This window comes from Staphylococcus pseudoxylosus, assembly GCF_003697915.1.
Classification (GTDB): Bacteria; Bacillota; Bacilli; order Staphylococcales; family Staphylococcaceae; genus Staphylococcus; species Staphylococcus pseudoxylosus.
The window spans coordinates 54,060-68,614 of sequence record NZ_RCVN01000010.1 but is presented as its reverse complement, the minus strand read 5'-3'; the positions used below and the strand labels follow the sequence as shown (position 1 = coordinate 68,614).

Here is a 14,555-nt window from a genome sequence, read left to right as displayed (position 1 = left end):
GGAAATACCATGTTTAAAAAGTTAAATAAGAAGAAAAATCAGCCTAACCAATCCGATTTTGAATTGGATCTACATAATATACCTGAACATGTTGCAATCATAATGGATGGTAATGGTCGTTGGGCGAAACAAAGGAAATTGCCTAGAATTAAAGGTCATTACCAAGGTACACAAACCGTTAAAAACATCACTAAAGTAGCCAGTGATTTAGGAATTAAATACTTAACGTTATATGCATTCTCTACAGAAAATTGGTCAAGACCGGAAAATGAAGTTAACTATATTATGAGCTTACCAGGTACATTTTTAAAAACGTTTCTACCGGAATTGATAGAAAATAATGTTAAAGTAGAGACAATTGGCTTTTTGGAACATTTGCCAAATTCTACACTCAAAGCAATAGCTAAAGCGAAAGAAGATACTAAAAATAATACAGGCTTAAAATTAATCTTTGCTATGAACTATGGTGGACGTGCCGAAATTGTAAACAGTGTGAAAAAAATCTATGACCAATTAACTGCTAAAGGTTTATCAAGTGATGAAATCACTGAACAAATGATTGATGAGCATTTGATGACTCATGCATATCCTGACCCAGATCTTTTGATAAGAACTTCAGGAGAACAAAGAATTAGTAATTTCCTTATCTGGCAAGTGTCTTATAGTGAATTTATTTTTAATGAAAAATTATGGCCGGACTTTAATAAGGAAGAATTAATAAATTGTATTAAAATTTATCAATCACGCCAACGTCGATTTGGTGGGTTATAAATAGTTAGGAGATTAGTATGAAAGTTAGAACTTTAACAGCAATCATAGCACTTATCATTTTTCTCCCTGTATTACTAAAGGGCGGCTTTATTCTAATGCTATTTTCATATTTATTAGCTTTTATAGCGCTAAAAGAATTGCTTAATATGAATATGATTAAATTCATATCGATACCAGGTATAATAAGTGCATTAGGTATATTAATTATAATGTTGCCTCAAGAGTCAGGCGACTGGGTTAATAACTTCCAATTGAAATCTTTAATAGCTATGAGTTTTATATTATTAAGTTATACTGTGCTTTCTAAAAATAGATTTAGTTTTATGGATGCAGCTTTCTGTCTTATGTCAATAGCATATGTTGGTATTGGTTTTATGTATTTATATGAAACTCGCTCAGAAGGATTACATTATATATTATTTGCGTTTTTAGTTGTGTGGTTAACTGATACTGGCGCTTATATTTTTGGTAGATTGATGGGTAAACATAAGTTATGGCCAGTTATTAGCCCTAATAAAACAATAGAAGGTTTTATTGGTGGATTAATTTGTAGTATTATTGTACCGCTTGTAATGATACTATTTGTCGATTTTAATATAGCTATTTGGTTATTAATTATAGTTACGATTATTTTAAGTATGTTCGGACAACTAGGAGATCTTGTTGAATCAGGTTTTAAACGTCATTTTGGTGTTAAAGATTCAGGCAGAATTTTACCAGGACATGGTGGTATTTTAGATAGATTTGATAGTTTTATGTTTGTATTGCCACTATTGAACATATTACTAATTCAAAGCTAATCGTATTTACTTTTAAAAATTTTATAAATCATACAGAAGGAGTTAATGAATTGGAGTAACTGCGTAAAGCATACAGTTAATATGATTCTTAACTCCTTTAATAAATCTTAAGATTTCAACTTAATACGATATTTTGTCGTTATAAAATATAAAAGTTAAATCAGGAGAATATGAATACATAATCATAGCATCTAAGGAATTAAATAAAACTAAACGGTAAGTTGATATGTTTTTACATAAAAAACGGCTACAATGATATATAATAGTTACGTGTGTCAGTTAGCATGATTGTGTTATAATTTTATAATCTGTAGTGTGAACAGTTAACTTTAAATCGTTAGATTTTTAAAGTGAAACGTATTTAATTTATTAAGAATATATGAGGTGTATCAAATTGAGTTTTCTAGTAACAATTATTTCTTTTATAATCGTCTTTGGTGTCCTCGTAACCGTGCATGAATATGGTCATATGTTTTTTGCCAAACGGGCAGGGATTATGTGTCCAGAATTCGCAATCGGTATGGGACCGAAAATTTTTAGTTTTAGAAAAAATGAAACATTATATACAATACGACTATTACCTGTAGGTGGTTATGTTCGTATGGCAGGTGATGGCCTAGAAGAGCCACCAGTTCAACCAGGAATGCACGTAAAAATTAAATTAAATGATAAAGAAGAAATTACACATATCATTTTAGATGACCAACATAAATTCCAACAAATTGAAGCTATGGAAGTGAAACAATGTGATTTTAAAGATGGTTTGTTTGTGGAAGGTGTGACTGCCTATGATGATGAACGTCATCGTTTCCCTATTGCAGAAAAATCATATTTTGTAGAAAATGGTAGTTTAATTCAAATTGCCCCAAGAGATCGACAATTCACATATAAAAAACCTTATCAAAAATTCTTAACGCTCTTTGCTGGACCATTGTTTAATTTCTTACTTACATTAGTCTTATTTATCGGTTTAGCTTATTATCAAGGTACACCGACGAATTCAGTTGATGAAGTAGCGAAAGGCACGCCGGCAGCTCAAGCTGGACTTAAATCTGGTGACACCATTGTGAAATTAGATGGCAAAACAATAGAAGACAAAAGTGATATTGATAAAACCACTGAGCAGAATAAAGACAAAAAAACAAAAATAACAGTAGAACGTGATGGTAAGACGCATACAATGGATATAAAGCCTAAAAAAGTAGAACAAAAAGTTACTAAAAACAAGAGTCAAACAAGATACTTATTGGGCTATACAGCTACCACAGAACACACTTTATTTAAGCCAATCGTTTCGGGCATTGACCGCACACTAGAAGCTGGAAAACTTATTTTTTCTGCAATTGTCGGTATGATTGCTAGTATTTTCACAGGGAATTTCTCCTTTGATATGTTGAATGGACCTGTTGGTATCTATCATTCAGTCGATTCTGTAGTTAAAACTGGTATCATAAACTTAATTTCTTGGACGGCATTATTAAGTGTCAACTTAGGATTAATGAATTTATTACCTGTACCTGCTTTAGACGGTGGTCGCATACTATTTGTCATTTACGAAGCGATATTCAGAAAACCTGTAAATAAAAAAGCAGAAACAACAATTATTGCAATTGGTGCAGTATTTGTCTTAATCGTCATGGTCTTAGTGACTTGGAACGATATACAACGTTATTTCTTATAAAGAGGGAGAGAAGTATATAAATGAAACAGTCTAAAGTATTTATACCAACTATGAAAGAAGTGCCAGCCGGCGCTGAAGCATTAAGCCATCGTTTGTTATTGAAAGCAGGTTTAATCAAACAAAGCACAAGTGGCATTTATAGTTATTTACCGCTTGCAGCTAGAGTGTTAAATAATATAGAGGCAATTGTCCGTGAAGAAATGGAACGTATTGATGCAGTGGAAATCTTAATGCCAGCACTGCAACAAGCAGAATTATGGGAAGAATCTGGCCGTTGGAGCGCATACGGACCGGAACTCATGCGTTTACAAGATCGTAATGGTCGTGAATTTGCCCTTGGACCAACTCACGAAGAAGTAGTTACTTCTTTAGTAAGAGATGAATTAAAATCTTATAAACAATTACCTTTGACATTATTCCAAATTCAATCTAAATATAGAGATGAAAAACGCCCACGTTTTGGTTTATTACGTGGCAGAGAGTTTATTATGAAAGATGCTTATTCTTTCCATGCTGATGAAGCGTCTTTAGATGCCTCATATCAAGATATGTACAATGCCTATGGTTGTATCTTTAAACGAGTTGGTATTAATGCGAGACCTGTTGTTGCTGATTCTGGTGCAATTGGTGGTAGTCATACGCATGAATTTATGGCATTAAGTGAAATTGGTGAAGATACGATTGTATTTAGCGATCAAAGTGATTATGCTGCAAATATTGAAAAGGCAGAAGTTATTTACCAACCAAATGAAAAGCATGATGAGGTTAAACCATTAACTAAAATAGAAACACCTAACGTCCATACTGCACAAGAGTTAGCATCATTCCTTGAAAAGCCATTAGATGAAATTACGAAATCTATGATATTTAAAGTGGACGGAGAATTCATTATGGTCTTAGTGCGCGGCCATCACGAAATTAATGATATTAAATTAAAAGCATACTTTGCCACAGATAACATTGAATTGGCAACGGAAGATGAGATTGTTAATCTGCTTGGTGCAAAACCAGGTTCTTTAGGTCCTATTTTCGATAAAGATATTAAGATTTATGCCGATAATTATATTCAAGACTTAAATAATATTGTTGTTGGTGCAAATGAAGATGGCTATCATTTATTAAATGCAAATGTAGGTCGTGATTTTGAAATTACAGAATATGGTGATTTTAGATTTATATTAGAAGGTGAGCCATTAGTAGATGGTTCAGGTTCAGCTCACTTCGCCGAAGGTATTGAAGTAGGACAAGTATTTAAACTAGGTACAAAATATTCAGAAAGTATGAATGCGACTTTCCTTGATAATCAAGGTAAAGCCAAACCACTCTTAATGGGTTGTTATGGTATTGGTGTTTCTAGAACATTAAGTGCAATTGTCGAACAAAATAATGATGAAAATGGTATTATTTGGCCGAAGTCAGTTACACCATTTGACTTACATTTAATAACAATTAATCCTAAAAAAGATGATCAACGTGAATTAGCAGATCAACTTTACACACAATTGAAAGAGCAATTTGACGTGTTATATGATGACCGTAAAGAGCGTGCGGGTGTGAAATTTAATGATGCAGATTTAATTGGTTTACCAATACGTGTCGTTGTTGGTAAAAATGCTGCTGAAGGTATTGTTGAGGTTAAGCGTCGTGATACTGGTGACAGTGAAGATGTTCACATTGACAACTTAACAAATTATGTAAATGACTTATATTCAAATATTTAAGTTGAAAGCAGAGTCGTTGACAATTTGTTATAATAGCTAATGTAAATAGGTAAATAATGCCTATAAAAATCATGAGGCTGAAACAAAATAAAGCATTTAATGCTGATGTGTATAGGTTTGAGCATACACAGTAGCTGTTTAGTATTTAAAATAGTGGTTTCAAGATTTTTAAATACTTATTCAGTCTTGTGGGGCGGGCATATGAAATCAAATTTAAAATTTTGATTTCTGTCCCGCTCCTATTTATTTGTTGGTAAAAATGATGCATTGCATCCTATAAGTTGAACTATTAGAATTTCGAATATAATTAGTTATAATAGAGAGAATGAAAAATAATACATACACCGTCATAAAATGTAATTAATAATATACAAGTAAAACAGTGTAATTAATAGTAAGGTGGTTATCGTCATGTCAATGACAAACGAGGAAAAGTTTAAAATCCTAGCTGACCAAATTAAAATCGCAGAGCATTTGGATTCTGAAATATTAACCAAAAGTGAATTAACACGCGTGGACGTTAAAACAGTGGATCGTTCATGGGTATTTCAAATCACGTTCCCATATTTTTTAGCAATAGAAGACTACTTACTTTTCACAAGTGCAATTACTGAAGAATTTAAATCAATTGCTGAGGTGAAGTGTAATATTACGATAAAAGATAAAGCTAACCAAGATGAATATGCTATTAAATACTTTAGCCATTGTATTGATCAAACAAAATTATCACCGAAAGTTAAAGGCCAATTAAAACAGAAGCGTTTAATTATGTCTGGAGATATTTTAAAAGTGATGTGTCAAAACGATGTTGAACGCGATCATTTTGATAAAACTTGTAACGGTAGTTTAATTGCAGCATATCAACAGTGTGGATTTAGCATAAGTAAAGTTGTTTTTGAAACCGATAGTGCAGTAAACGATGGTGATTTAGCATCACTAGAGGCACACATACAAGAAGAAGATGAAAAGAGTGCGCGTGAAGCAACGGAAAAATTAGAAAAAATGAAAGCTGAAAAAGCGAAACAACAAGATAATAACGAAAGTTCTGTTTCAAAATGTCAAATTGGTAAGCCAATTCAAATTGAGAATGTACGTACAATTGACTCTATTATTGAAGAAGAGTTTAAAGTAGCAGTCGAAGGTGTCATTTTTGATATTAATCTCAAAGAGTTGAAAAGCGGCCGACACATTGTAGAAATCAAGGTAACAGACTATACAGATTCTCTCGTATTAAAAATGTTCACACGTAAAAATAAAGATGACTTAGCACATTTTAAAGCTTTAAGTGTAGGGAAATGGGTGCGTGCACAAGGTAGAATAGAAGAAGATACTTTCGTACGAGATTTAGTTATGATGATGTCAGACATAGAAGAAATTAAAAAAGCAACAAAGCAAGATAAAGCTGAAGAAAAACGAGTAGAATTTCATTTGCACACTTCAATGAGTCAAATGGATGGTATTCCCAATATTTCTACATATGTAGACCAAGCTGCTAAATGGGGGCATAAAGCTATTGCTGTTACGGATCATAACGTTGTCCAAGCATTTCCAGATGCACACGCGGCAGCAGAAAAAAATGGAATTAAAATGATATATGGCATGGAAGGCATGCTTGTAGATGATGGAGTGCCAATAGCGTATAAACCTAAAGATTGCAATTTGAAAACAGCAACCTATGTTGTGTTTGACGTTGAGACGACAGGATTATCTAACCAATACGACAAGATTATTGAGCTTGCCGCAGTCAAAGTTAAAGACGGTGAAATCATAGATAAGTTTGAACGTTTTAGTAACCCACATGAACGTTTATCAGAAACGATTAAAAATTTAACACATATTTCTGATGATATGTTAGTAGATGCGCCAGAAATTGAAGAAGTGTTAACAGAATTTAAATCATGGGTTGGGGATGCAATCTTTGTTGCTCATAACGCTTCCTTTGATATGGGCTTCATTGATACGGGCTATGAACATGTAGGTATAGGTGCTTCTACAAACGGTGTTATTGATACATTAGAATTATCTAGAACAATTAATACTGAATATGGTAAGCATGGACTGAATTTCTTAGCTAAAAAATATGGTGTGGAATTGACGCAACACCATAGAGCTATTTATGATACTGAAGCAACAGCATATATGTTTATAAAAATGTTGAAACAATTAGAAGCGCTCGGTGTTCATAATCACCAAGACATCAATACTTCTTTAACCAACGAGGACGCGTATAAACGTGCGAGACCTAACCATGTTACGCTGATTGTTCAAAACCAAGAAGGATTGAAAAATCTCTTTAAAATTGTAAGTGCTTCGTTAGTTCAATATTACTATCGTACGCCGAGAATTCCACGTTCACTACTAGATGAGCATCGGGAAGGGATACTCGTAGGTTCAGCTTGTGATGAAGGTGAAGTCTTTACCGCAGTAATGCAAAAAGACCAATCCCAAGTAGAACGAATTGCTAAATACTATGATTTTATTGAAGTACAACCTCCAGCACTCTATCAAGATTTAATCGATAGGGAACTTGTGAGAGATAATGAAACATTACATGAAATATATAATCGTTTAATTAGAGCGGGAGATGTTAATAATATTCCTGTAATTGCAACAGGCAACGCGCACTATTTAAACGAACACGATGCAATTGCGCGTAAAATTTTAATTGCATCACAACCAGGTAATCCATTAAATCGCTCTACTTTACCACAGGCACATTTTAGAACAACGGATGAAATGTTAGATGAATTACATTTTTTAGGCGAAGAAAAAGCTTATGAACTGGTTATTAAAAATACAAATGAATTAGCAGATAAAATTGAACGTGTTGTACCCATTAAAGATGAATTGTATACGCCAAGAATGGAAGGCGCAAACGATGAGATTCGTGAAATGAGTTATAATAACGCCAAAGCGTTATATGGGGAAGACTTGCCTCAAATCGTTATTGATCGTTTAGAAAAAGAACTAGAAAGTATTATCGGAAACGGATTCTCAGTTATTTATCTAATTTCACAGAGACTTGTAAAGAAATCATTAAATGATGGCTATTTAGTAGGTTCACGTGGTTCAGTAGGATCAAGTTTTGTGGCAACAATGACAGAAATCACAGAAGTAAACCCATTGCCACCGCATTATATTTGTCCTGAATGTAAAAATAGTGAATTCTTTGATGATGGTTCAGTTGGTTCTGGTTTCGACTTACCTGATAAAAAGTGTGAATCTTGTGGCTGTGACTTAATTAAAGAAGGGCAAGATATTCCCTTTGAAACGTTCTTAGGATTCAAAGGAGATAAAGTACCAGATATTGACTTGAACTTCAGTGGGGAGTACCAGCCAGAAGCACATAATTATACAAAAGAACTCTTCGGAGAAGATAAAGTGTTTCGTGCTGGAACGATAGGTACAGTTGCTGAAAAAACTGCATTTGGTTTTGTTAAAGGTTACTTAAATGATCAAGGTATCCATAAACGAGGTGCTGAGATTGATCGACTAGTAAAAGGTTGTACTGGGGTTAAACGTACAACAGGACAACATCCAGGTGGTATCATAGTTGTGCCAGATTATATGGACATATATGATTTCACACCGGTCCAATTTCCTGCAGATGATCAAGCTTCATCTTGGATGACGACGCATTTTGATTTCCACTCCATTCATGATAATGTCTTAAAATTAGATATTCTGGGACACGATGACCCAACGATGATACGTATGTTGCAAGATTTATCTGGTATTGATCCGAAAACGATTCCAGTTGATGATAAAGAAACAATGGGTATATTTAGTTCACCAGAACCCTTAGGTGTGTCTTCAGAAGAAATTCTATGTAAAACGGGCACATTTGGCGTACCTGAATTTGGTACTGGCTTTGTTAGACAAATGCTAGAAGATACAAAGCCTACGACATTCTCAGAACTTGTAAGAATTTCTGGTCTTTCTCATGGTACGGATGTATGGCTAGGTAATGCGCAAGATTTAATTCGTTCTGGAAAATGTGACCTAGCTAGCGTAATTTGTTGTCGTGATGACATTATGGTTTACTTAATGTATAACGGTTTAGAACCATCACTTGCCTTCAAAACAATGGAATTTGTGCGTAAAGGTAAAGGACTAACAGACGATATGGTTGAAGCTATGGTCGATAATGAAGTGCCAGATTGGTATTTAGATTCTTGTAGAAAAATTAAATACATGTTCCCTAAAGCACATGCTGCCGCTTATGTATTGATGGCGGTACGTATTGCTTATTTCAAAGTTCATTATCCGTTGTATTATTATGCAAGTTATTTCACAGTGCGTGCCTCTGACTTTGACTTGATTTCAATGATTAAAGATAAAGAGAGCATTCGTAATACAGTAAATGACATGTATTCAAGATATATGGATTTAGCTAAAAAGGAAAAAGATACATTAACTGTCCTGGAAATTATGAATGAAATGGCTCAACGAGGTTATCGTATGCAACCAATTAGTTTAGAAAAGAGTAAAGCCTTCGAATTTATTATTGAAGGTGATACTTTAATCCCACCATTTATATCTGTTCCAGGTCTTGGAGAAAATGTTGCACAAAGAATAGTAGAAGCACGTGAGGAAGGGCCATTCTTGTCTAAAGAAGATTTAAATAAGAAAGCTGGTTTATCACAAAAAGTAATCGAATATTTGGATGAATTAGGCTCATTACCTAACTTACCAGACAAAGCGCAACTTTCTATTTTTGACATGTAACGTGTTGCATTATAAATACAAAAGCCAATAGTATCATGAGTTAAAATAAGTTTGTAGAGATATTTATACTTTGAAAATACACTTAAGTGACTAAATGTTTATATTTTTGAATCATATGACATGAGCTTAATAGTGTACTCAAATAAATCGTGATTAAAACATAATCACGATTTATTTGAAACAATTCTTCAATAAAAAAAAATACTTTAAACGTATAAAATATAGCACAACAAAGTGACTGGCTTGTCATTACGGGATTTTTAAAATATAGTTATTTGTATAGAAAATAAACATATGATATAATAACAGTGCTTAAAAAATTAGACTCAGGCAGGAAGAGTGGGCATATTACCCGCTCTTTTCTATTTGCCAAAAAAGGAGGTCAGCATGAGTAAAATAACTGAACAAGTTGAAGCAATTATTCAACCTGTCCTTAATGACTTAAATTTTGAATTAGTAGAAGTTGAGTTTACAAAAGAAGGAAAAGACCATTTTTTAAGAGTATCTATTGATAAAGAAGGCGGCGTAGACCTAAATGATTGTGCGTTAGCTTCTGAAAAAATCAGCGAAGTTATGGATGCAGAAGATCCTATTCAAGAAATGTATTACTTAGATGTTGCGTCACCAGGTGCAGAAAGACCAATTAAAAAAGAAAAAGATTTCCATAATGCTGTATCAAAACCTATTTTTGTATCTTTATATGCACCAATTGAAGGTTCTAAAGAATGGTTGGGTATTTTAAAATCTGTTGATGACGAAACGATAACTATGGAAGTTAAGGATAAGTCAAAAACAAAACAAGTTGAAATATTAAGAAGTAAGATCGCTAAAGCACGTCATGCTGTAATGATATAACGTGATAAGGAGGATGATAAGTCGTGTCAAGTAATGAATTATTATTAGCAACTGAGTACTTAGAAAAAGAAAAAAAGATTCCTAGAGAAGTGTTAGTTGATGCTATAGAAGCAGCTTTAATCACTGCTTATAAAAAGAACTATGATAGCGCAAGAAGCGTACGTGTTGAATTAAATATGGATAATGGTACATTTCATGTTATCGCACGTAAAGAAGTTGTAGAAGAATCAATGGATGATAGAGAAGAAATTGATTTAAGTACTGCACTTGTTAAAAACCCTGCATATGAAATTGGTGATATTTATGAAGAAGATGTTACACCAAATGACTTCGGACGTGTGGGTGCTCAAGCGGCCAAACAAGCTGTGATGCAACGTTTACGTGATGCAGAGCGTGAAATTTTATATGATGAATTTATCGATAAAGAAGATGATATTGTAACAGGCTTAATTGATAGAGTAGATCATCGCTATGTTTATGTGAATTTAGGACGTACTGAAGCTGTTTTATCTGAAGCGGAAAGAAGTCCAAATGAAAGCTATATTCCGAATGAAAGAATTAGAGTATACGTAAACAAAGTTGAACAAACTACAAAAGGTCCACAAATTTATGTATCAAGAAGTCACCCAGGCTTATTAAAACGTTTATTTGAACAAGAAGTTCCGGAAATATTTGACGGTACAGTAATTGTTAAATCTGTAGCACGTGAAGCAGGAGATCGTTCTAAGATCAGTGTACACTCTGACAATCCTGATATTGATGCAGTCGGAGCATGTGTAGGTGCTAAAGGCGCTCGTGTTGAGGCTGTAGTAGAAGAACTTGGTGGAGAAAAAATTGATATCGTTCAATGGAACGAAGATCCAAAGGTATTTGTTAAAAATGCTTTAAGTCCATCACAAGTTTTACAAGTTATTGTTGATGAAGCAAACCAATCTACAATTGTTGTCGTACCAGATTACCAATTATCATTAGCAATTGGTAAACGTGGTCAAAATGCTCGTTTAGCTGCAAAATTAACAGGTTGGAAGATTGATATTAAATCTGAAACTGATGCAAGAGAAGCAGGGGTTTATCCAACAGACGAAGGTATCATTGAAGAAACTGATACGGCTTCAAAAACAGTTGATACAGAAGTAGCACATTCTGAGGATACTACAAGCGAAATCATTGAAGAAGATGTAGATACTGAAAAATAAATTGGAGTGATTACTTTATGAAAAAGAAAAAAATTCCAATGCGTAAATGTATACTATCAAATGAAATGCATCCGAAAAACGATATGATAAGAGTTGTGATAAATAAAGCAGGCGAAATTTTTGCCGATGCAACTGGAAAACAACAAGGTCGTGGTGCATATGTATCAAAAGATGTTAAATTAGTAGAAGAGGCACAGCAAAAAGGTGTATTAGAAAAATATTATAAAGCTGATGCTGAAACACTAGAACCTGTTTATAAAGAAATTATACGTCTTATTTATCGTGAAGAGATTCCTAAATGACCAAGGAGAACATCGTAAATTTTTTAGGTTTAGCAATGCGTGCTGGAAAAGTTAAAACAGGTGAATCTGTCATTTTAAATGATTTAAAAAAGAACAAGTTAAAGCTCGTAATCATTGCAACAGATGCTTCTGATAACACAACTAAAGTGATACAGAACAAATGTGAAAGTTACCATATATCATTACGCATATTTGGAACGAGAGCTGAATTAGGACAAGCTTTAGGGAAAGCAGAACGTGTAAACATTGGAATCACTGATCAAGGCTTTGCTAAAAAGTTATTGTCAATGATTGATGACTATCGTAAGGAGTGACTATATGAGTAAAAAAAGAATTTACGAATACGCAAAAGATTTAAAATTAAAAAGTAAAGATATTATAGATGAGTTAGCTAAAATGGACGTTGAGGTAACTAGCCACATGCAAACGTTAGAAGACGACCAAATTAAGGCTTTAGATAAAATTTATAAACCAGAACAAGCACAGCAAGCTGCTAAATCAGAGCAGAAAAGTGCTCAAAATAAACAATCAACGACGAATCATAAAAACAACCAAGCCAACAAAGGTAATCAAAATAATAAACCAAACAACAAGAAAAATAACAAAAATAATAACAAAAATAATAAGAACAATAATAAAAACAATAATAAAAACAATAAAAATACTAAACAACCTAAACAAGAAGAGCCGAAGGAAATACCTTCTAAAATTACGTATCATGATGGTATCACTGTAGGTGAACTTGCTGAGAAATTAAATATAGATTCATCAGGTATTATTAAAAAATTATTCTTACTAGGCATAATGGCTAACATTAATCAATCTTTAGATGATGAAACATTAGAATTAATCGTAGATGATTATGGTGTAGAACTTGAAAAAGAAGTTATCATTGATGAAGAAGATTTATCAATTTATTTTGAAGATGAAGCTGATGAAGAAAATGGAATTGAACGTCCAGCTGTTGTTACAATCATGGGACATGTTGACCATGGTAAAACAACATTATTAGACTCAATTCGTCATACTAAAGTAACTGCTGGTGAAGCAGGCGGTATCACACAGCATATCGGTGCATATCAAATTGAAAATGATGGTAAAAAAATCACTTTCCTTGATACGCCAGGTCACGCGGCATTTACAACAATGCGTGCTCGTGGTGCCCAAGTTACTGATATTACAATTTTAGTAGTAGCAGCGGATGATGGTGTAATGCCACAAACAATTGAAGCGATTAACCATGCTAAAGAAGCAGAAGTACCTACAATTGTTGCTGTAAACAAAGTTGACAAACCAACAGCCAATCCTGACCGTGTAATGCAAGAATTAACAGAATACGGTTTAATTCCTGAAGCTTGGGGTGGCGATACAATTTTCGTACCACTTTCAGCTTTAAGCGGAGATGGTATTGAAGACTTACTAGAGATGATTGTCCTAACTTCTGAAGTTCAAGAATTAAAAGCAAATCCAAGTAAACATGCTGTAGGTACTGTAATTGAAGCTGAATTGGATAAATCACGTGGACCATCTGCGTCATTATTAGTTCAAAACGGAACGCTTAATGTTGGAGATTCACTCGTAGTAGGAAACACTTATGGTAGAATCCGTGCTATGGTCAACGATTTAGGTCAACGTATTAAGTCAGCTGGCCCTTCTACACCTGTAGAAATTACTGGTATCAATGATGTACCACAAGCTGGCGATAGATTTGTTGTCTTCAAAGATGAAAAACAAGCAAGACGTATTGGTGAAGCGCGTCATGAAGCAAATGTGTTGCAACAGCGTCAAGAAAGTAAGAGCGTTTCATTAGATAACCTGTTCGAACAAATGAAACAAGGTGAAATGAAAGATCTTAACGTAATTATCAAAGGTGATGTACAAGGTTCAGTAGAAGCACTTGCAGCATCATTAATGAAAATAGATGTTGAAGGCGTAAATGTAAGAATTATTCATACTGCAGTAGGTGCGATTAATGAATCAGATGTTACACTTGCTAATGCTTCGAATGGTATCATTATCGGCTTTAATGTACGTCCTGATACTGGTGCGAAACGAGCTGCAGATAATGAAGGCGTAGATATGCGCTTACACCGTGTTATTTATAACGTTATCGAAGAAATTGAATCTGCAATGAAAGGTATGCTAGATCCAGAATTTGAAGAAAAAGTTATTGGTCAAGCAGAAGTTCGCCAGACTTTCAAAGTTTCTAAAGTAGGTACGATTGCTGGTAGTTATGTGATAGATGGTAAAATCACACGTAATGCTGGTGTTCGTGTAATCAGAGACGGTGTAGTACAATTCGAAGGTGAATTAGACACATTAAAACGTTTCAAAGATGATGTTAAAGAAGTAGCTCAAGGCTATGAATGTGGTATAACAGTTGAAAAATTCAATGACCTAAAAGAAGGCGACATTATTGAAGCATTCGAAATGGTTGAAATTAAAAGATAACTTTTAAGCTTTTATGATATTTTCTTTTTGGGAATAAACTTATATATTAG

The 14,555-nt window shown here is 33.8% G+C and carries 10 protein-coding genes; all 10 read left to right on the top strand.

Annotation, left to right across the window (positions count from 1 at the left end; translation table 11 throughout):
* Positions 1-9: 9 nt before the first annotated feature.
* The 10 genes from D9V42_RS10125 to infB all read left to right on the top strand — a co-directional run bounded on the left by D9V42_RS10125 (position 10) and on the right by infB (position 14,505).
* Entirely contained in the window at positions 10-771 is a 762-nt protein-coding gene (locus D9V42_RS10125; RefSeq protein WP_107530593.1) for an isoprenyl transferase, read from the top strand.
* Between the two features lie 17 nt (positions 772-788).
* A complete protein-coding gene (locus tag D9V42_RS10120; protein ID WP_122064813.1) occupies positions 789-1,571 on the top strand; it encodes a phosphatidate cytidylyltransferase in 783 nt (260 codons plus the stop codon).
* Positions 1,572-1,965: 394 nt separating this feature from the next.
* A complete protein-coding gene (gene rseP, locus D9V42_RS10115) occupies positions 1,966-3,252 on the top strand; it encodes an RIP metalloprotease RseP (RefSeq protein WP_122064811.1) in 1,287 nt (428 codons plus the stop codon).
* Positions 3,253-3,272: 20 nt separating this feature from the next.
* The gene (locus D9V42_RS10110) at positions 3,273-4,973 is read left to right on the top strand and encodes a proline--tRNA ligase (protein WP_107555135.1); all 1,701 of its coding nucleotides are present in this window, start codon (positions 3,273-3,275) and stop codon (positions 4,971-4,973) included.
* 411 nt (positions 4,974-5,384) lie between these two features.
* Positions 5,385-9,701, top strand: coding sequence for a PolC-type DNA polymerase III (locus D9V42_RS10105; RefSeq protein ID WP_122064809.1), 4,317 nt, complete (start codon positions 5,385-5,387; stop codon positions 9,699-9,701).
* A gap of 387 nt (positions 9,702-10,088) precedes the next feature.
* Positions 10,089-10,556 carry a ribosome maturation factor RimP gene (rimP, locus tag D9V42_RS10100; RefSeq protein ID WP_107551594.1) on the top strand — a complete coding sequence of 156 codons (468 nt, stop codon included), beginning with the start codon at positions 10,089-10,091 and terminating at the stop codon, positions 10,554-10,556.
* Positions 10,557-10,579: 23 nt separating this feature from the next.
* Complete coding sequence (gene nusA, locus D9V42_RS10095) at positions 10,580-11,752, top strand: transcription termination factor NusA (RefSeq protein ID WP_122064807.1); 1,173 nt, start codon at positions 10,580-10,582, stop codon at positions 11,750-11,752.
* A gap of 17 nt (positions 11,753-11,769) precedes the next feature.
* The gene (gene rnpM / locus D9V42_RS10090) at positions 11,770-12,054 is read left to right on the top strand and encodes an RNase P modulator RnpM (protein WP_038678381.1); all 285 of its coding nucleotides are present in this window, start codon (positions 11,770-11,772) and stop codon (positions 12,052-12,054) included.
* Positions 12,051-12,368, top strand: a complete 318-nt coding sequence (locus tag D9V42_RS10085) for a L7Ae/L30e/S12e/Gadd45 family ribosomal protein (RefSeq protein ID WP_101094237.1) — start codon at positions 12,051-12,053, stop codon at positions 12,366-12,368. The genes rnpM and D9V42_RS10085 overlap by 4 nt, the downstream gene beginning before the upstream one ends.
* A gap of 4 nt (positions 12,369-12,372) precedes the next feature.
* On the top strand, positions 12,373-14,505 hold the full coding sequence (infB, locus tag D9V42_RS10080; protein ID WP_122064805.1) for a translation initiation factor IF-2: 2,133 nt from the start codon (positions 12,373-12,375) through the stop codon (positions 14,503-14,505).
* The last annotated feature ends 50 nt before the right edge of the window (positions 14,506-14,555 follow it).